At 40.4% G+C, this 19,026-nt stretch carries 11 protein-coding genes; 2 read left to right on the forward strand and 9 right to left on the reverse strand.

Translation table 11 applies throughout. The features are described 5' to 3' along the window. Positions 1–5: 5 nt before the first annotated feature. From PP182_RS11870 to PP182_RS11885, 4 genes are all read right to left on the reverse strand, one after another. The gene (locus PP182_RS11870; protein WP_272651468.1) at positions 6–839 is read right to left on the reverse strand and encodes an endonuclease/exonuclease/phosphatase family protein; all 834 of its coding nucleotides are present in this window, start codon (positions 837–839) and stop codon (positions 6–8) included. A 513-nt stretch (positions 840–1,352) separates the two neighbouring features. Beyond that, positions 1,353–1,862 (reverse strand): hypothetical protein, encoded by a 510-nt coding sequence (locus PP182_RS11875; protein ID WP_272651469.1) that lies wholly within the window; start codon positions 1,860–1,862, stop codon positions 1,353–1,355. Positions 1,863–1,886: 24 nt separating this feature from the next. Next, positions 1,887–3,878, reverse strand: a complete 1,992-nt coding sequence (locus PP182_RS11880) for an adenylate/guanylate cyclase domain-containing protein (protein WP_272651470.1) — start codon at positions 3,876–3,878, stop codon at positions 1,887–1,889. A 74-nt stretch (positions 3,879–3,952) separates the two neighbouring features. Further along, positions 3,953–5,974 carry a S9 family peptidase gene (locus PP182_RS11885; protein WP_272651471.1) on the reverse strand — a complete coding sequence of 674 codons (2,022 nt, stop codon included), beginning with the start codon at positions 5,972–5,974 and terminating at the stop codon, positions 3,953–3,955. Positions 5,975–6,252: 278 nt separating this feature from the next. On the opposite strand from PP182_RS11885, the gene PP182_RS11890 reads away from it, so the two are divergent. Both PP182_RS11890 and PP182_RS11895 read left to right on the forward strand, forming a co-directional pair. Next, entirely contained in the window at positions 6,253–6,642 is a 390-nt protein-coding gene (locus PP182_RS11890) for a glyoxalase superfamily protein (protein ID WP_272651472.1), read from the forward strand. Between the two features lie 231 nt (positions 6,643–6,873). Then, positions 6,874–7,857 carry an SDR family oxidoreductase gene (locus PP182_RS11895; RefSeq protein WP_272651473.1) on the forward strand — a complete coding sequence of 328 codons (984 nt, stop codon included), beginning with the start codon at positions 6,874–6,876 and terminating at the stop codon, positions 7,855–7,857. A gap of 7 nt (positions 7,858–7,864) precedes the next feature. On the opposite strand, the gene PP182_RS11900 is transcribed toward PP182_RS11895, so the two are convergent. The 5 genes from PP182_RS11900 to PP182_RS11920 form a co-directional block, all read right to left on the reverse strand. After that, the gene (locus PP182_RS11900; RefSeq protein WP_272651474.1) at positions 7,865–8,455 is read right to left on the reverse strand and encodes a Pycsar system effector family protein; all 591 of its coding nucleotides are present in this window, start codon (positions 8,453–8,455) and stop codon (positions 7,865–7,867) included. Between the two features lie 71 nt (positions 8,456–8,526). Continuing rightward, positions 8,527–9,567 (reverse strand): adenylate/guanylate cyclase domain-containing protein, encoded by a 1,041-nt coding sequence (locus PP182_RS11905; protein WP_272651475.1) that lies wholly within the window; start codon positions 9,565–9,567, stop codon positions 8,527–8,529. Beyond that, a complete protein-coding gene (locus PP182_RS11910) occupies positions 9,567–9,941 on the reverse strand; it encodes a response regulator (protein WP_272651476.1) in 375 nt (124 codons plus the stop codon). The genes PP182_RS11905 and PP182_RS11910 overlap by 1 nt, the downstream gene beginning before the upstream one ends. Positions 9,942–9,987: 46 nt before the next feature. Then, positions 9,988–13,647, reverse strand: a complete 3,660-nt coding sequence (locus tag PP182_RS11915) for a sensor histidine kinase (protein ID WP_272651477.1) — start codon at positions 13,645–13,647, stop codon at positions 9,988–9,990. Beyond that, entirely contained in the window at positions 13,644–18,896 is a 5,253-nt protein-coding gene (locus PP182_RS11920) for an ATP-binding protein (RefSeq protein WP_272651478.1), read from the reverse strand. The genes PP182_RS11915 and PP182_RS11920 overlap by 4 nt, the downstream gene beginning before the upstream one ends. Between the last annotated feature and the right edge of the window lie 130 nt (positions 18,897–19,026).

Below are 19,026 nucleotides of genomic sequence, written 5' to 3' on the forward strand. Positions count from 1 at the left end.
CCCATTCATTCCATCCCCAACTCTGCCAACACCGGTAAATGATCCGAGATATGTTTGTTGTTTTCCATACGGTCATCAATATGGAGATAGCGTTGCACCTCCAAATTCTTCACAAAAATATAGTCGATACGCCGGTCCAGGATCATACTCGGGTCAAAGCCGTTAAAAGTGCCCGTAGGGCCATAAAAAGGTGCTTGGGTGGCGGTTTGTCCGTCTGTTAGCACCCGTTGCATCAATTGTATAGGTTCGGAATCCGGTTCCAGGTTAAGATCCCCAGTCAACACCACAGGCAGGTTTTCGGTATTTATTTCCTGTATCTTATGTAAGATCAGCCGTACGGAGTTGGCCCGGGCGGTTTCTCCTACATGGTCAAAATGGGTGTTGAATACATACAGTTCCTTCCCGCTTTGGATGTCCTTAAACCGTCCATAGGTACAGATACGCTCCAAGGCCGCATCCCAGCCCTTGGAAACCTTTTCCGGTGTGGGAGAGAGCCAAAAGGTGTTGGCCTTGATCAGCTCAAAGGCATTTGTATTATAGAGAATAGGGGAGTACTCGCCCTTTTGTTTGCCATCGTCCCGGCCAACGCCAATATAGGCGAAGTCCGGCAGGTGCTCGTCTAAATATTCCAATTGGTTGTGTACCACTTCCTGCATGCCCACAAATTGGGGGCCATAGTGCTGGATCAATTGTACCATGGCCTCCTTTCTAAAGTTCCAGTTGTTCACGGTATCGTTTACATTGTCGTACTTGATGTTATACGTCATCACCGTAACTTCTTGACCGTAAAACGTTAGCGTGGCCATGTAGAAAATTAAAATAGCAGCTGTTGATTTCATGTTCTTAAAATTGATTTTCAAATTACAATGTAGTGATTAACGATTACTTTTAAGGTATGGAACCAAAAGGTTACTTGCATCAGATTATGCCGGAATCCTCAGGGAGGATGTTGAAATACACCTACAATGGTACGACGTCAAAGGATGGGAGCTAGAAATAGATGGGCCAATGCTCAGAATCGTAACACAAAACATCGGGGCTCTTTATGAGGAGCTTTCCGAAAAGGATGTGAGAGGCACCTTACTTCGGTAAACGGCCTGGAGCACCAAGGAATTTGCTTTCTATAATCCTTTTAAGAACGTCCAGACCTTTTATCGGGATATCTAGGTGTTTGTGTCATCCTCTTTTTTATCCTTCTTCATTTTAATGTATCCCGCAACCAGTCTAACCCCTAATCTTGCGAAAAGGATGATGGCAATCACCATTACGATATCAAATCCAGTCAAAAGCTATTTTTTTCTTAAGGTAGCTAGTAATCGTTGATTTTCAATTCTCCCATAACGAATTAGGTTTTAGTATTTCAGAAAATCGGCAACCAAACTGTTTTTGGAAGACTCCATTTCACAAGTCCAACTGTCAATAAACCATCGACCATTTTCATAGTGAAGTTGAATGCTGTTTAGGCCTTTTATATTTGAAGCCAAATCAGGGCTTGTTCTTATTTCAAAGGCACTCCAAACTTGGGCAAGATTTCCAAAGTGACTAACCGTTCTTTTAAGTTCTTTTTCATAAAAACCTTCCTTAGGTCCTAATGCCAAAGGAACATATTCCACTTCTAAAACATGTGATTCCGCTGCACCATTTTTGTCCAGTCTTGTAATGATTGCATTTTCAGAATGAATAAACTTGTCTCTTTCAAACTGCCAAGGGTCTTCGCTTGACCCCGAAACAACTTCATAATAGGCCGATATGATGGCGTCTATAGATTGAACATCTTTCGCATATTTTTCATTAGTAGTTTGGGCAAAAAAGGAAGTACATATTAGGAGTGCAGTTGTCGATAATAGCATTTTTTTCATCATATTAAATTTTTATCGATTAATTCTTTAAACTTTTTCCACGAACCACATGTCAATTTCTCCTTTTCCCTTAGCCTTTATCTTACCCCGGTGTATAAATTTCAATCTAGAATCGTCTTTTATTAGTTCATAAGTGTCTTGTGAGATATTTACTTTTCCTACGGCACCGTTACTCTCCATTCTAGAGGCTGTGTTTACGGTATCTCCCCAAATATCATATTGAAATTTTTTTACACCTACAATTCCGGCAACCACGGGCCCTGTATGAATGCCTAAACGCATTTCGAACGTGAATCCTTCGGAGAATTCTTTTTCGTTAAGTCTTTGGCTCATATAGGATTGCATTTCCAACGCCGCTAAAACGGTATTAATTACAGAATCCTTAGAAGGTACAGGCAGCCCGCCTGCAGCCATATATGCATCACCAATGGTCTTTATTTTTTCTACTCCATACCTTTCACAGATAAGATCAAATGCCTTAAAGCAATGGTTTATTTCTCCAATTAGATCGGCAGCGGATAACTCTGCTGATTTTTCCGTAAACCCTTTGAAATCAGTAAATAAAATGGAAACAAGTTCAAAGTCACGGGCAGATGCTTCACCTTTCTCTTTAAGCTCTTCAGCAATTTCTGCAGGTAGTATGTTCAACAATAAATTTTCAGACCTATTTTTCTCTTTTTCGATAATTGCTCGTGATTTTCTTACATAGCGCCATCTGGTAAAAAAGCCGATAGCAAGTAAAAAACAAATTAGGCCCACCCCAATTGCCAAATTTCGATTTTTATCTTTTTTTTGAACCTCTTTTTGGTGCTTCATTTGCACCTCTAAGTCTTTTTCCACTTGAAGAAGACTATCTTCCATTACTTGTTTGGAGAACTCTATTTGCTGTAGCTTAATTGCAGTTTCCTCGGTCCTTATACTATCGGATATTAGAATCATTTCTTCATGATACTGTAATGCCTTGTTGGTGTTTCCAATAGCTCTGTAGGCTTCATATAAAGATTCATAAGCGTATTCCTGCCCCCCCAGATCCCCTACTTGCTTAGAAAGTGCCAAACTCTTTTCGCAAAGCTGTATGACTTTCAAATAGTTTTCTTGATTTAAGTAGATATCACTGATACTCAAGATAATGGAAGCACTGCCTTGGACATCGTTTATGCCCTGACTGATTTCTAAAGCTTCCTCCAGATAATCCAACGCCTCTGTGTAATTTTGCTGCCCTGAATAAACACTACCAATCCCGGAAAGTGCGGAGGCCATACCCAATTTATCGTTCTTTTTTCTTTCAATTGCCAATCCTTTTTGGAAATATTCTAACGCCTTTTCAAAATCTTCATTGGATAGATATAGACTGCCAATGTTAATATATTGGGCTGAATTCCCTATTTCAAAATCCAGCTCCTTATTAATGGCGATACTTTTTAAATAGTAATCTAGTGCCTTGTCGAAATCACCTTTTACATTATAAATGCTGCCAAATTCATTATAAATGGATCCTATACCGTCTAAATCATTTATTTCCTGATAGATTTTCAGACTCCGCTGATAATATTTTAAGGCATTTATAACGTCTTCATTGTCATGATATATAAAACCGGTTCTCAATAGAATATCTGCTGTGCCTATTTTATAGTTGATTTCTTCCGTAATAGAAAGCCCTTCACGATATGAGGATAATGCTAGCGGATAGTTTCCTGTTCTAAAGAACAAATAACCTCTAAGGTTAAGCGCATCTACCGTTCCTTTGGGGTAGTTGATTTTTTTTGTGAAATCATATAATTTATCTGCAAGTACAATGGCACTATCCGGGTTGCTGTTAAAAGGTCCATCGTGTATATAATCACCAAGGGCAATTGCTCGAATCGTGTCGGGTTTGTTGCTGTCTTCCCAAACATCAAAAAGTGAGTCCAACCTGGACTGTGCAAATAGCGATCCCTGCAAACAGGTTAGCACCAAAAATAATACTACACTACTTTTTTTGTTTTGAGAAACGTGTAAAATAAATTTTAATGATTTCAATAGTTCTTCAAAATAGGGTTCTCGCGTCCAGTCTTAAGGACCATGATGAATTCATTGGGTACTTTTCATCAGGTCTAATCCCTATGCTTTTCAAACCAGGCCAATACCGCCGCTATTTTGGCGACCAGATTACTGGGTTTGTTGGCGATGCCATGACCCGAACCAGGTATACGTACCATAGCGGTTTCCACACCTTCCAGCTTTAAGGCCGTGTAAAACTGTTCGGACTCGGCAATCGGGGTTCTATAGTCTTCCTCACCTGTCAACAGCATGGTTGGGGTGGTCACATTGGCGACATACATCAGTGGAGAACGTCTAAAGTAGTTTTCGGGATCCTCCCAAGGTTTCTTCCCGAACCAGTATTTGGAAAAGAAGGCGGCTCCATCGGCATAGAGTACAAAGCTGGTCCAGTTGATGACGGGCTTGGCCACTACGGCGGCCTTAAAGCGGTCCGTTTTGCCTACGATCCACGCGGTCAACACGCCGCCACCGCTACCACCGGTCACGAACAGGTTATCGGTATCCACATAGCCTTTAGCGATCACGGCATCCACACCGCTCATGAGGTCCTCGTAATCATGGTTGGGATAATCGTGGTGGATGAGGTTTCCGAACTCCGCACCATAACTGGTACTACCACGTGGGTTGGAATAAAGCACCACATAGCCTGCCGCGGCATAGGCCTGAATTTCCGCACTGTAGACGGAACCATAGCTTGAAAACGGTCCACCATGGATTTCCAGGATAAAGGGATATTTTTTGTTCGGGTCAAAATTAGGCGGGGTTACGACCCACCCTTGTATTTTTCGGTCATCGTAGGACGAGTTCCACCAGATTTCCTCCACCTTGCCCAAATTCCGGAAGGAAAACAGGTCGTCGTTTAAAAAGGTAAGCCGTTGGGTTCCTTTTTTATCGGCTACCGCCAAATCGGACGGATGTTCCGTTCCCCCAAGGGTATAGGCAAATTTACCATTATTGGAAACGGTAAAGTCGGCCGCATTGTAAGGTCTTCCCAAAGAAAGTCCGCCAAGGCCGTCGGTAATGGTGATCACCTTACCATCTAGGGTGATATGCCCTATTTTGGAATCCCCTTCCTCATCATATTGAAAATAAAGTCCCTTACCATCATCGGCCCATTGTACATTACCGATATCCCGGTCAAAACCACCGGATAGCAATTGGGAACCACTTCCGTCGGCATTCATCACATAGAGTTCCGTAATCTGATAGCCTTGTAAGGTATCATCGTAACCGGTATAGGCTATTTTTTTACCATCGGGGGAAACTTTGGGCGAACCGTCCGGTCCATATCGTTCGGTCAGGGATTGCACGCTATTATCACTAAGGTCTAATTTGTAGACTTCACTATTGGCGGGCTCAAAAGCCTCATCGGGATTAAAATTGGCCGAAAAATAAAGGCTTTTATTGTCCTGTGACCAAACGGGTGCTCCATGGTCAAATTCCGTCGTAGTCAATTGCTTGGGAGTTCCGCCATTGATGGAAAGCGTAAAGAGTTGGTCGTTACCTCCTTTGATGTAGCCCTGGCCATCGCCTCGGTAATTCAGTTTATCGATATAGGTCGGAGGGGTATTCCACTTGGCGCCCTCAGGTTTTCCCGGCATTTTAATGATGGACTCATCCTTTTTAGGTACGAACATCGTAAAGGCCAAATAGCGGTCATCGTTGGACCAACTAACCGCACCCGGCGCTTTGGGTGTATTGGTCAAGGGAGCCGTTTCCTTGGTATCCAACCACATCAGGTACAGTTTCATCTTTTCATCGGCCATGTTGGATTTGAAAATGATTTTCTTTCCGTCGTGCGACCATCTGGGGTAGTAATCGTTATGGTTTCCCGTCGTCAGGGGTCGGTTTTGGGAACCGTCAAAATTGACCATCCAAAGGTTGGACAGGTTTTTGTCGGTCATGATGTCCTTGAAGTTCCGAACGTAAATGATTTTAGAACCATCTGGCGATATTTGTGGGTCCGAGACAAATTCATAGTCGAAAATATCCGTGAGCTCCAGATTGGATTTTGTTTGTGCTGTTAATGGGGTTAAACAGAGGAGAAGGGCGATTACCCCGATGTAATTTTTCATGTGTTGGTTCTCATTTAGTTTGAGCAATGAATTTACGGATTTAAAGGGTAAAAGTTTTAAGTTCCCAAGTATAAGTTTTAAGTTATTGGCAATAAAGTGCGAAGTAAAATGTATTCCGTAAAAACTTTCGGTCAGGTCGAGCAGTCATATCGAGCGCAGTCGAGATGCGAGACCTAATTATAGGTCCATTAATTCCAAAGAACCTCTCGACTGCGCTCGAGGTGACAGCGTAAATAGACTGACTATAGATATTCAATAAGATTTTATAACTTAATCCTATGAAGGAGAAAATTCATTTGCATCAGATACATCCGGTACTTCCCGTGTGGGACGTAGTGGACGCGCTGGACTTCTATGTAAACCGACTGGGATTTCGCATTGCCTTTGCGGACGATTCCAAAAACCCCAAATATGCGGGAATCATTCGGGACGATATAGAAATCCATTTACAATGGCACGACCGAAAGGAATGGGAGTTTGAAATCGATAGACCGATGTTGCGCATCGTGACTCAAAATATTGAGGGACTTTATGAAGAATATGGGGAGAAGGATGTCTATCATGCGCATACCTTGTTGAGGGAAACGGCATGGGGAACCAAGGAGTTTGCGTTTTACGACCCTTTTAAAAATGGGCTGACGTTCTATAGGGACATTTCGAGTAAATAGTCCTTTGAAATAAAACAAACATTTGAATATCAGTAAATTATATTTTTAAACTATTGAATTGTCAGGTCGAGCGGTCAAATCGAGCGCAGACGAGATGCGAGACCAAAGACTAAATAAAATAAATAAAAAACCTCTCGACTGCGCTCGAGGTGACATGAAGTGATAATTGATTGCGAACGATCATGTAGAATAATTAATGCAACATTAAATGTTATAAATCTTAAAGAAAAAATGAAAGTATTGTTTATAGGAGGAACGGGTAATATAAGTACGCCAAGTAGTAGATTGGCCGTAGCGAAAGGAATGGAATTATACCTCCTGAATCGAGGTAAGGCCAAAGTAGAAATCGAAGGGGCCCAGTCCATCACCGGCGACATCAACAAACCCGAAGAACTGACCGAACTCAAACAACATACTTGGGATGTGGTGGTCAATTGGATTGCCTTTACCCCAGAAGATATTGAACGCGACCTAGAGCTGTTCCAAGGAAAAACAAAGCAATATATTTTTATAAGCTCCGCATCCTGTTACCAAACCCCATTGACCTATCCGGTAATTACCGAATCAACCCCACTATGTAATAATCTTTGGGACTATTCCGATAACAAAATACGATGTGAGGAACGGTTGATGAAAGCCTATAGGGAAGAAGGTTTCCCAATTACGATTGTAAGACCTTCGCATACCTATGATACCGTTACGCCATTGGCCATAGGAGGTTTTGATAAATACAATGTTATTGACCGCATATTAAAAGGTAAGGAAATCATTGTGCACGGTGATGGTACCTCGCTATGGACGGTGACTCATGCCGATGATTTTGCCAAGGGATTTGTAGGTCTTTTGGGTTTGACCACGGCAATCGGTCATGCATTCCATATTACTTCCGATGAGGTTTTGAGTTGGAATATGATTTATAAAATTACCGCAGCCGCCTTGGGAAAAGAAGCGAATATTATTCATATAGCGTCGGACTTTATCTGTAAAATAGAACCTTCCTTTACGGGGAGTTTATTGGCGGACAAAGCGGAAAGCGTACTTTTTGATAATTCCAAAATTAAAACCTTTGTACCCGGTTTTAAAGCGACTATTCCCTATTCGGAAGGTATTAAACGCACCTTGGCATGGTTTTATGAAAAACCGGAACGACAAAATATCGATGCGGAGAAAGAACGAAAAATAGAGAATGTATTAAGGGCTTACAAAGCAATGTAAATCTTTGTTATGCGGTAATGGTAAGTACGGCATAACAAATGGACAATACCAAGAATATCAATAAACTTAATGCCAAAAAGCGCAAAGACCTGTTGACGTATTTAAACTTTAAGGCAGCAATCTTCGATATTATGAATATCTGCTGTCCCAATTGGTCAAATAATTCTTCCTCGTTTAGGCTGATGTTATAGAAGGTTTTAGAGAACTCCTTGATGGAACCGAATTTGGTAATAACATCCCCAAAATAAAAGACATTCTTGTCATAATTCCCTTCCAATCTTGGCATAAAACAACGAATGCTAAAATAGATAGATGTGGCCGTACATATAAACCAGAGACCCAAAATTATATATATTAATATTTCTCTGGGTCCTCCTTCCATCAGTATTTCAATTTGTTGAAAGATGAAATTTAGTAGAATACCATAGAAGGTTAGTATTAACCCGGCTTTTACTTCCGAGGCGCGTATAAGTCCCAATACGTAGTTTATACTTCCCCAATAATGATCCACCAACTCCTCTGCATGTCCTTTGGACTCCAGCTGTTCAATAAGTTTTTTCTGTAGGGTTAAAATCTGTTCATCTTCTGGCTTTTCCATTATTCTCAATTAATTATTGGGTTCATTGTTTAGCGTAAAAATTATGATACTATGCGCGTCCTGATACCCTACTATTCAATAACATTATAAATGGTGAGTGGCAGAGCTTTGTTTTTCATGGTGATGCTACCCATATTTTCACATTTAAAGGCTTCTTTCACTTGCTCATAACAGCTTTCACAAATAATTATCTGATTTTCCTTAGCGGCGTCCTGTAATCTGGCAGCCGTGTTTACCGTATCACCAATGACAGTATAATCGAGTCGTTTTAAGGTTACTGAACCTATATTGCCCGAAATCATTTCCCCACTTTTAATACCAATGGAAACTTTTGGTTGAAATTTCCCTTCACCTTCTTCTTTTGGTAGTTTGTTTATCTGGTTTCTTATAGCTAAAGCTGCGTCAATTGCCCTATCCAAATGATACTCGCCTCTAAACACCGCCATAACGGCATCTCCGATAAATTTATCTATATGGCCCTTCTGTTCCATAATTTCTTTGACCATGGTATCAAAATAGGTGTTGAGCATTTTTACGACAATATCCGGTTTAGAGTTTTCGCTAATTTTTGTGAAACCACAGACATCAATGAAAATGACCGAACCCTCTATGTTTTCATTGGACATGATTTTAGATTCATATTCCTTTCCTCCCATAAAATTAAGAACGTTTTCGTCCACATACATTTTAAGGATGTCATTTTCCTTGATGGCTTTTAATGTATTTTTTACCTGCTGCGCCTGTTTTATGGTCTTTTCCATGGTAATGGTCAAATCCTCAAAATTTATGGGCTTGGTAATAAAATCAAAGGCGCCCCTGTTCATGGCCACACGTATATTTTGCATATCCCCATAGGCCGAAACAATTACGGATTTAATCAACGGACTACTTTCCTGTAGCTCGGAGAGTAGGGAAAGGCCATCCATTTCCGGCATGTTTATATCGCTTAGTATGATATCAACTTCTGGGTCTTCTTCTAGTTTTTCCAGAGCATCCCTACCGTTTATGGCGAAAAGGAATTCGTATTCTTTTTGCCGTATCTGTTTTCTAAACTTTTGTTTAATAAGGACCTCTAAATCGGTCTCATCATCAACTACCATTATCTTCGCCATTATACCATGTCTTTAAGTTTTGTTTTTAGCTCGTTAAAGTCCAAAGGTTTCGTAAGAAAATCATCTGCTCCCAGTGCTTTGGAGGTATTTCTGTTTTCTTCGTCCCCATAGGCTGTTACCATCATTACTACTGGCGGGGGAGCGACGTAGTTTTCTTTTATTTTTTTTAAGAGCTCCAGGCCGCTCATTCCCGGCATGTTTATGTCCGAAAGGATGAGCACGGCTTCTTGATCCATAGATTCCATTTTTTCCAATGCTTCTTCTCCAGAAAATGCGAATACAAAATTCAGTTCTCCTTTTCTAATTTCTTTTCTAAAGCGCTGCTGGAACAATACTTTTACATCTTGTTCATCGTCTACTACTAATATCTTCATAAGTGCTGTTGCTTGTTTGGTTTTAATTTTCTGTTTATTTAGTTCTTTACACCTCTGGTAAGGTAATAGTGAATGTTGTGCCCTCGCCTTGTTTGGTTTCCAACAACAACTCACCACCATGCGTTTTAATAATGTCATAGCTGAGTGATAGTCCTAGACCGGTGCCCTGGCCCGAGGGTTTTGTGGTAAAGAAGGGTTGAAAAATCTTATCCTTTACCCTGTCCGGAACGCCGTTTCCATTATCCCGGATCGTCACATGTACGGTTTTACCTATCCTTTTGGTAGCCACCCAAACTGTTGGTTTAAATGTGTTGTTTTCTTTGACTTTTTCCACATTGTCTTTCTCAATAACGGCATGAAAAGCATTGGTAATAAGGTTTAAAATAACCCTGCCCACATCCTGAGCAACAATGTTTATTTTGCCAATGGATTCGTCAAAGTCCGTATTCAACGTAGCATTAAAAGACTTGTCCTTGGCACGTAGGCCATGATAGGCCAGTCGTAAGTACTCATCCGCTATAGCATTAATATTACTAGGCTCTTTTTCATTGGTGCTGAGACGGCTATGTTGTAGCATTCCTTTTACAATGGCATCTGCACGTTTACCATGGTGGTTTATTTTTTGCTGGTTGTCCCTGATGTCTTTGGACAAGGCAATGACCTCTTCATAATCTCCATTTTTTAGTTCTTCTTGCATTTCATCAATAAGCTCGGTATTTACCTCTGAAAAATTATTTACGAAGTTCAACGGATTCTGAATCTCATGGGCTATACCCGCAGTCAACTCCCCAAGGGAAGCCATTTTTTCGGATTGTATCAATTGGGACTGGGTCGCCTTTAGCTCCTCAATTTTAGTTTTCAATTGAGATGTACGATGGTTTACGCGTTCCTCTAGAACCCGATTTTCTTTTTTCAACCAGCGCGAGCGGTAAGAAACAAATGACCAGACTGCACCTATAAAAATAAGACCGAATAGGAGGTAGGCCCACCAAGTTTGCCACCAAGGGGGGCTAATTTTAAAGGCCAGCGTATCTGGAACCGACCATTCATTATTGAAACCCCTCGAGGAAACCTTGAACGTATAATCTCCTGGTTTCAAGTTGTAATAATTCTTGGTTTTGGTTTCGTTAGCGGAATAGTTCCAGTCGTCATCAGCGCCATCAAGAATAAATCGATAGGTTAATTGCTCTCTATTAAATACATCCCCGCTTCCATAGCTAAAGCTTAGACTGTTCTGATCGTACGGAAGTACAAGACCTTCAGGAATAGCGTACGGCATACTAACAGAATCCCATTCCATTTGCGTTTTAATGGCATAAGAGGAAGCGTTGTTCGTTAAGGAGTCCGTACTATTATGCTTCTCAAAACCTGGTTCTTCATCCATAACGAACAGGTTGGTAATTTGAACACTACTAACCGTTGTATCGGGTATCGGAGCAGCATCAAGGACCATAAGCTTAAATTCATTGGATGGATTTGCAACACCAGACCAAAATTGACCGTTCTTTAAAAATTGGGGTGATCCCTGTAAATAGTCGTTCGTCTTAAAACCAAGCCCCCCATTAAAAGTGTAAAAACCTTTGTCAGTTGTTCTGACAGTCGCTTTTTCAATTGGGATAAGGCCATCTAAACTAGCAGCATACATGAATTTCCCTTTTTCTACTAAATCAAAAAGGTCCGCAGGTATAAGCCCGTTTTCTTCTTTTAAATTGGTAAGGGTATTTTCTTTCAGGTTTAGGACAGCCATTCCCTCTAATGTGGCTACCCATAATTCACCTTCTTCTGAAAATAAGACTGCGTTTGTGTCGTTATCAATAAGACCTTGTTCTTCTCTGAGATAATTAATGCTGTTCGTTTTCAAATTCACCTTGGCCAAACCATTGGTAGTAGGAATCCAAAGTGTTTCTTCGTCATAAACCATTACAGAACCGCTCCCCGCTTTTAGAATATCTGGGTCATTTTTGGACACCACTTTTTTTAAGGTGTAATCCTTAATATCAAAGACAAAGAGACCTTGATCTGTGTATATGGCAAAAGTGTGCTCATTTATAGCTGAAATACCCGCTCCAAAAAGTTCTAAAGAAGTATCATAATGGGTAATCGTATTTTTTTGTCGATCAAGAATAGAAAAACCAGGTCTTGTGTTTAAAAAGTAAATACCCTTAGAAATCTCTTTTATAAAATTGATAGTATTATTAGGCCTACTATTCAATTGTCCGGTACTAATTGCTTTTATAGAATTATTTTTTATGTCAATAATATTAATTCCATTGTTTGTACCCAGCCATAGCTGCCCTTCGGAATCCTGCTCTATTTCCCAAACTTGACTGTCAATTAAACCTCTGGTGTCATCAAAATATTCTGTTTTTAAGGTGAAATCATTGGCGATAACTACCCCTTTATCTGTAGTAGCTATCCAAAGGGAGCCATCTTTTCTTTTTAATGGTCTGGTTATCCTAAGCGATGCTTGTAGTGTACTGTTCAGGTCAATTGTTTTGGAAGACTCCATTTTCTTATTGAGTACGAAAGCCTCGGCCTTACCAAATATCCAAACATTACCTTGTTCGTCTTCTTGTATAGAACTTCCTAGAATTTCATACCCATTTTCTTTATCCAAAACCTGTACCTTTTGCTCATTAAGCGAGAGACGCAGTAATGTAGGTGAAGCTGTGTCCTTAGTATGGAAAGGTAGACTGGCCCAAATAGCACCCGATTGATCTTCATGAATATCCCAAACTATAGAATTCAATTCCAGATTTGCAATTTCTGAAATTGTTTTAAACTCATTTCTTTTGTTATTTAAAACCGCAAAGTTATTTCGAAAACCTAACCATAAATTGTCATTACTGTCTTCAAAAAGCTTCCAAGACCTATCACTACCTTCATTTGCCATCTTTTGTAAATTTTTCATTTCTGGATCTATACGGTAAACCCCAGTTCGCACAGAGGTTATATATATAGTTCCTGAATGATCACATAGAATATCCGGCGCTTGAATTTCGCCTGTTGTAGGCATGATAGTGTGTTCTATTTTATTCTCAAAATCTAAAACGGTAATCAAACGAGGACCTGGTCTCGCCAGCCAAAGTCTGCCTTGTTGGTCAAGCGTCATTTCATAAACTCCGTTGTAGTCATATATAAATGTATTTTCTCCGTCATACCGCATTAGGGATGATCCAGAAGTCCCTATCCAAATAGCTCCATCGTCTGTTTCCAAAAAAGAGGTAATATCATTATTAATTAAGCCCTCATTAGTTGAGAGTTGAAGAAGATTGGCATTTGTGCCCTCCATGATGCCTGGAGGTTTCATTTTTGTAATGGTAGGGTTTTTTATGGGGGATGTTGTGACCGTAAAGGGAACCGAATCAAATTTCAACTGTTCGGTAGGAAAACTGTCCCAATCCAACTCGTACTCTTTCATGGGGGTTTTCAGGGGTTTGAACGTATTCAGCTCAAAGGGTTTACTGGGCAGGGCATCCAAATTCAAATCATAGGTCACCGGCGCGGTTAAAGTATCGGAGCTTATGGCTTCCCATTCAAAAGGTTCTGGTTCCGTAAATTGTAGCGGAATGGTCTCCGGCACTTTATAATTGCCAACAGTGGTTTCTGTTTCAGACTTTCCTGTTTTTTGACAGGAAATGAGCACTAGGTTGCAGAGTAGGCTAATGCATAAAATGCGATAGGTGATGGGTAGTAGTTTTTTCATGGTAGTTTAGTCATAGGTAAGATAATATAAAATGTTGTTCCTTCGCCTTCCTTGCTTTTTACTTTTAATTCTCCCCCGTGGCCTTTGGTCACGATATCGTAGCTCATACTAAGGCCCAGCCCCGTTCCTTCTCCGGTTGGTTTTGTGGTAAAGAAGGGTTGGAATATTTTATCGATAATGCTTTTAGGAATTCCTTTGCCATTGTCCGTTACGGTAATTGCAATGGTATCTTTCCCTTTTTTTGTGCCGACGGATACGGTGGGCATGAACGAAGATCCTTCCGATTCTTTTTTACGTTCGTTGGCAGCGTGGAATCCATTGGTGATCAGGTTTAGAATTACCCTTCCTATATCTTGGGGAATCACGTTTATCTTACCAATGGTGTTATCAAAATCTGTGACCAATTCCGCGTTGAAGGATTTGTCCTTGGCCCGTAGCCCATGGTAGGCAAGGCGTAAATACTCATCTGCCAAAACATTGATATCCGTAGGTTCTTTAGTACCGCTACTGCTGCGGCTGTGTTGTAGCATTCCTTTTACAATACCATCTGCACGTTTGCCGTGGTGGTTGATTTTTTTGAGATTCTGGATGACATCATCCATTATAGCCTTTACTTCTTCAAAGTCCCCCTTTTCTATTTCTTCCTGCATTTCCTCCAAGAGTTCTTTGCTTACCTCGGAGAAATTATTTACAAAATTCAACGGGTTCTGAATTTCATGGGCAATGCCGGCTGTCAATTCCCCCAGACTTGCCATTTTTTCGGATTGGATGAGTTGTGCTTGTGTGGTCTGCAGTTCGGTCAAGGTAGATTCAATGCTTTTCTTGGCTTTTTCAAGTTTTGCAAAGTCTTCATAGCGTGAGTAAGCAATGGAAAATGATTCGGCAAGATTTTTTACAAGCCGAATCTGGTCTTCGGTCAGAGGCTTTAAATTGCCAACATACAACATACCTTGTGAAAAAGGAACAAAGTGAAGGTCTAACGATTCTGGTGCATTATCGCCGCCTTGGTACCCTTTCTTTGTCTTTATCTTCCCGAGGTCCATAAGTGATTTTGTCCAATCGATAAATTCTTTTTTGCTCCAATGGGCTTTGAATACTGAATTTTTGCGCCAAGCAGCTACGGAATCTTTAGTTAGCGTACTTGCTGTATAATTAAGGTTCATCAAGCCCAATGATTTACCGTTTGGATCAGAAAGATAGACCTCAATATTCTCTTTTTCCTCATTCATGATAAAAACGCCACACCTAAAAAACGGAACACCGAGATTGGTAAGCTCTTGCCAAATGATTGGGGTAATTCTATCTAGATCTTCGGTTGTGCGCATACTGGCAATTTCGCCTCGAACCCGGTCGAGCGAGGCTTGTTTTTTGGCTTCTTTTTCCCTCTTTTCAAACTCTATTAGTTCCCTGTAGCGTTGATAGGTAAGGCCAAAGACTTTTGCAAAACGCTGAAATATTTTTAGGGTCTCCTGATACATTTCATTTTTGGTAAATACAAATAATGCACCCTCATTAAAATTAAACCAGGTGTTATGGTGTTTTCCTTTGATAACACTTGAATTTGGTAATTTGTAATTGCCTTCTTTTGTTAAAACTTTATAATAATTCTCGGCGTCCTGGCCTTTCAATTCATATCCTGCATAAACTTCTTTGGCTTTCCAACTGTTATAAACTTTCTTAAACAATGGATGTGTTGTCATATCTATTTGCCCAGTAACCTGAATGATTTTATCATTTTTGGTTGTCGAGGTGGTCCAAACATCCATGACTTTATTTTGGTGGATGATGAGAATGCCGCAACGCATTGTCTTTATTTCTAATTTTTCTATTTCCTTAAAAAGAATCATTGTTGCTTCCATGATGTCCTCACTGTTCCGCATAGCCATTGCTCGTGACCTAACTCTCTCAAGAGCAGCTTCAATCTGTGCCTCCCTTGCCTGCGCTTCGGCTTTTTGAAGATCAAGGAAGCGGGTGTAGGCTTGCTCAAAAACATTTCCAAAACGCTTAAATACATTTACTTCCTCATGGCTAAACATCTCGAGGTTATATCGGGCAAACTGCATCGAGGATTTTATTGAAATCACACCACAAACTACCCAACCGGGTGTGCTATAAACATAATTCTGTCTTTCCTCTGGAGTGTTCTTAAAGTCGGATTGTTCGAATAACAATTTGAAATAGGCGTTCTTTTCTGCCTTTGAAAACTTCATCTTGAAGTAACCACGATTATTCTGAAGTGTTTCATAAAATTTTGCAGTCACCGGATGTTCTATAAATGGGATATGAAATTTCTCCAGATACCGCTTTTCCTCAACAGATATCCAATCATTCAATCCATCATAGGGATCGCTTGTGAAGTCAGTGGCTATCTGAGTATTGTCCACCTGAATTCCCAACGCTATAATCTCTTTCTTGGTCTGCCGAACCACTTCTGCCAAATCCTCACTTTTTTGCATCCCCATTGAGCGGCTCCGTATTCTTTCGAGAGCCGCCTCGATTTGTGCTTCCCGGGCCTGTGCTTCTGCTTTTTGTAGATCAAGAAATCGCGTATAGGTTTGTTCAAACACCTTTCCAAATCGTTTGAAAATATCATGGGAATCCGGCACAGCTTCATAAGTAATAAACATTACATAGCCGTATTTAAAATAACAGATATGGAATATTTGAAATGTAGGAAGTTCTAATCCTGCATCCTTAAGTTCCTTCAGTATACTACCTACATTAGGGAGTTCCATCATAAATTCGTAATGCTTTACCAAAGCCTCACCCCCCAATTCTTTTACATGAAATGTTTCACCATTTTTCTGTGGTGTATAAAAATCATACCCTTCGCCAATACTAGGTAAAATAAAGCCCTTTTGGATTTCACCCTCTGAGCTCATATTACAACTTGCGTTGTGTTTTTCATTTTGCCAAATGCAATAGCCAGCGCTCCATGCAGGAATCCCCAATTCTTGAACCTGAAGGAATAAATCGTTCGCAGCAAGCGGCAATTCCTCACTTTTTTGCATAGCCATCGTTCGAGAACGCACTTTTTCTAAGGCGTTTTCTATTTGAGCTTCTCTTGCCCGCGCTTCTGCTTTTTGAAGGTCGATAAAACGGGTATAGGTTTGTTGAAACACCTTTCCGAAGCGCATCAGCGCAGTGTTTTCTTCTGCTGTAAAAGGAATTCCCGAAAAATTCTCAATATATAAACCAATACTTTCCAGTAACACGGTAGATATAGCTAAACCATCAAATTTTAAATATGTTTTTTTGGTGTCTTCCGGTAAGTCTGGAATAAATTCAAAAAGATCATTATAGAATTTGTTTTTCTCATCAAAACCCAATTGGTTGGCGAAAAACCGTTGCCCTTTTTTCTTGGCCTTGTTAAAGCTGTTCCAATGGGCACAATCAAAATAGGGAAGGGTTATCTCAGGAAATACAGCATGCTGATCTGCCAGCCAAATATGCATATCCTTATTGTTATTATAATCCAGAATAAATCCAGCATGCTCAATGTGTATATTCAACTGTACAAATTGGTCAAATATTACCTGAATGACGTCTTTGAATTCATCACTGTTATGCATTGCCATTGTTCTGGCCCGAACCCGCTCCAGAGCTAGTTGGATTTCAGCTTCCCTAGCCTGTGCTTCCGCTTTTTGCAAGTCTAGGAATCGGGTATAGGTCTGTTCAAATACTTTGGCAAAACGTTTAAAAATTTCATGGGCATCGGGAATATGTTCCTTTGTAATAAACAAAAGATAGCCGTATTTAAAGAAGACTACATGATCAATTTGATAGGTCGGGAAACCATTGTTGGTTTCTTTTAACTGCAAAAGGACATCTCCGATGACAGGAAGCGCACTCATCGTTTCGTAATGGGCGGTGCAAGCTTCTCCAGAAAACTCCTGAATCCAGAGTGTCTCTCCTTTTTGACCCTTGTCATAATATTCTTTAAATATTCCAGTTCTTGGAACGCTATACGTGGGAAGAACACCTGCTTCGTTGCCAAACCATTCTGTAGATTCGTTTTCTCCGTAAATATTAAATGCACAGCCCCAAGTATTAATGCCTAGTGCTCTAACTTGTTGATCGAGCAAAAATGATGCTTCCTGAAGTTCGTCACTATGTTTCATGGCCATTGTGCGACTTCGTACTTTTTCCAAAGCCAATTCTATTTGGACTTCCCGTGCTTGCTTTTCGGTTTTCTGTAAATCGAGGAATCTGCGATGGGCAAGATCAAAAGCACCTGCGAATTTCACTAAAATTTCCATATCAGCTTTTGGCGGTGTCTTAACAACGCCGGGCAGACTATATCCAATTTCTCCATGTGAGGTTCTCGCCATAATAAAGGTCAACCCGCCAATATGCGTTATGTCGTCATGCGTTGGTGCTTGGGGGTCTATATTTTCAAAATCACCCAAAGCAACCATTTTATCTACATAAGCAATGGCTTGCTCTGCACTCATCGGATAGATAACGGTTGCTTTTTTACTTTTTTCCCATTTGGCCAAAAATGGGATATCCCCATGGATGTGTCTGGGTAACTCCATTACAAAACCTATTTTGGTTCCGTCCCCAGAAGTCATTGCCTTCTCGTATGTATCGGGTAGCCACATCATATGCCAGAAATAATGCGCTTCGTGGCCTAGGTTGGTGAATTCGGTACGCATGGTGACCACAATATCCAGTAGGTCTGTAGATTCTTTCATCGCTACCGCTTGTGCACGGATTCTTTGCAATGCCCCCTCTATTTCTAACTCACGATTTTTTTCTTCGAGTTCTTTTGTGCGGCGTTGTATGGCTTCGCGTAGTTGTAGGTTTTCTGCTGTAATTTTATCAAAACCAATGGTTTCTCCTTCTTGCGCTTTACTATCCGGTGTGGAATAATGTTGATATATGAATCGCCAACCCTCATTATTTTTCTTGAGGGCATTGGTAAAACGAAAACGGCTATAAAATGACCAATCTTTACCATACTTAAACCATGCATCGAACAGATGTGTGATAAAAACCAATTCACCAAACTGTTCCACAATTTTGGTTTCGTTGCGCAGTTCAGACTTTCCGGAAAGCTGTTCGGCGGTTGCATCAAAGAAATCAGTAGTTTCTTTTCGGTTCAAAAACTCTTCATTGTTCGTTGAGCCTATAAAATGAAAGGCATCGTCAAAATAGGAATCGTACGTTTTTACATCGCCGTTAAGGTAGCTGTGCAACCAAGTGTCGTATACCTTAAGGACTTCAGCTTCTTCTTGTTTGGTCAATTTTACTGTTGGTTTTTCTATGGTAAATAAGAACCTTCAAGTCCTTTTATAAAGAACGTTTTATGTTTTTGATATGGATAGATTTTTAACTCCTACACTAATTAGGCGCATATTAGAAAATCGGTAACAC

This window comes from Maribacter sp. PR1 (genome assembly GCF_028464145.1).
Classification (GTDB): Bacteria; Bacteroidota; Bacteroidia; order Flavobacteriales; family Flavobacteriaceae; genus Maribacter.

Coding starts and splice junctions, on each gene's coding strand:
- PP182_RS11870 (WP_272651468.1), bottom strand. CDS start 839: ATGAAATCAACAGCTGCTATTTTAATTTTCTACATGGCCACGCTAACG.
- PP182_RS11875 (WP_272651469.1), bottom strand. CDS start 1,862: ATGATGAAAAAAATGCTATTATCGACAACTGCACTCCTAATATGTACT.
- PP182_RS11885 (WP_272651471.1), bottom strand. CDS start 5,974: ATGAAAAATTACATCGGGGTAATCGCCCTTCTCCTCTGTTTAACCCCA.
- PP182_RS11890 (WP_272651472.1), top strand. CDS start 6,253: ATGAAGGAGAAAATTCATTTGCATCAGATACATCCGGTACTTCCCGTG.
- PP182_RS11895 (WP_272651473.1), top strand. CDS start 6,874: ATGAAAGTATTGTTTATAGGAGGAACGGGTAATATAAGTACGCCAAGT.
- PP182_RS11900 (WP_272651474.1), bottom strand. CDS start 8,455: ATGGAAAAGCCAGAAGATGAACAGATTTTAACCCTACAGAAAAAACTT.
- PP182_RS11905 (WP_272651475.1), bottom strand. CDS start 9,567: ATGGCGAAGATAATGGTAGTTGATGATGAGACCGATTTAGAGGTCCTT.
- PP182_RS11910 (WP_272651476.1), bottom strand. CDS start 9,941: ATGAAGATATTAGTAGTAGACGATGAACAAGATGTAAAAGTATTGTTC.
- PP182_RS11915 (WP_272651477.1), bottom strand. CDS start 13,647: ATGAAAAAACTACTACCCATCACCTATCGCATTTTATGCATTAGCCTA.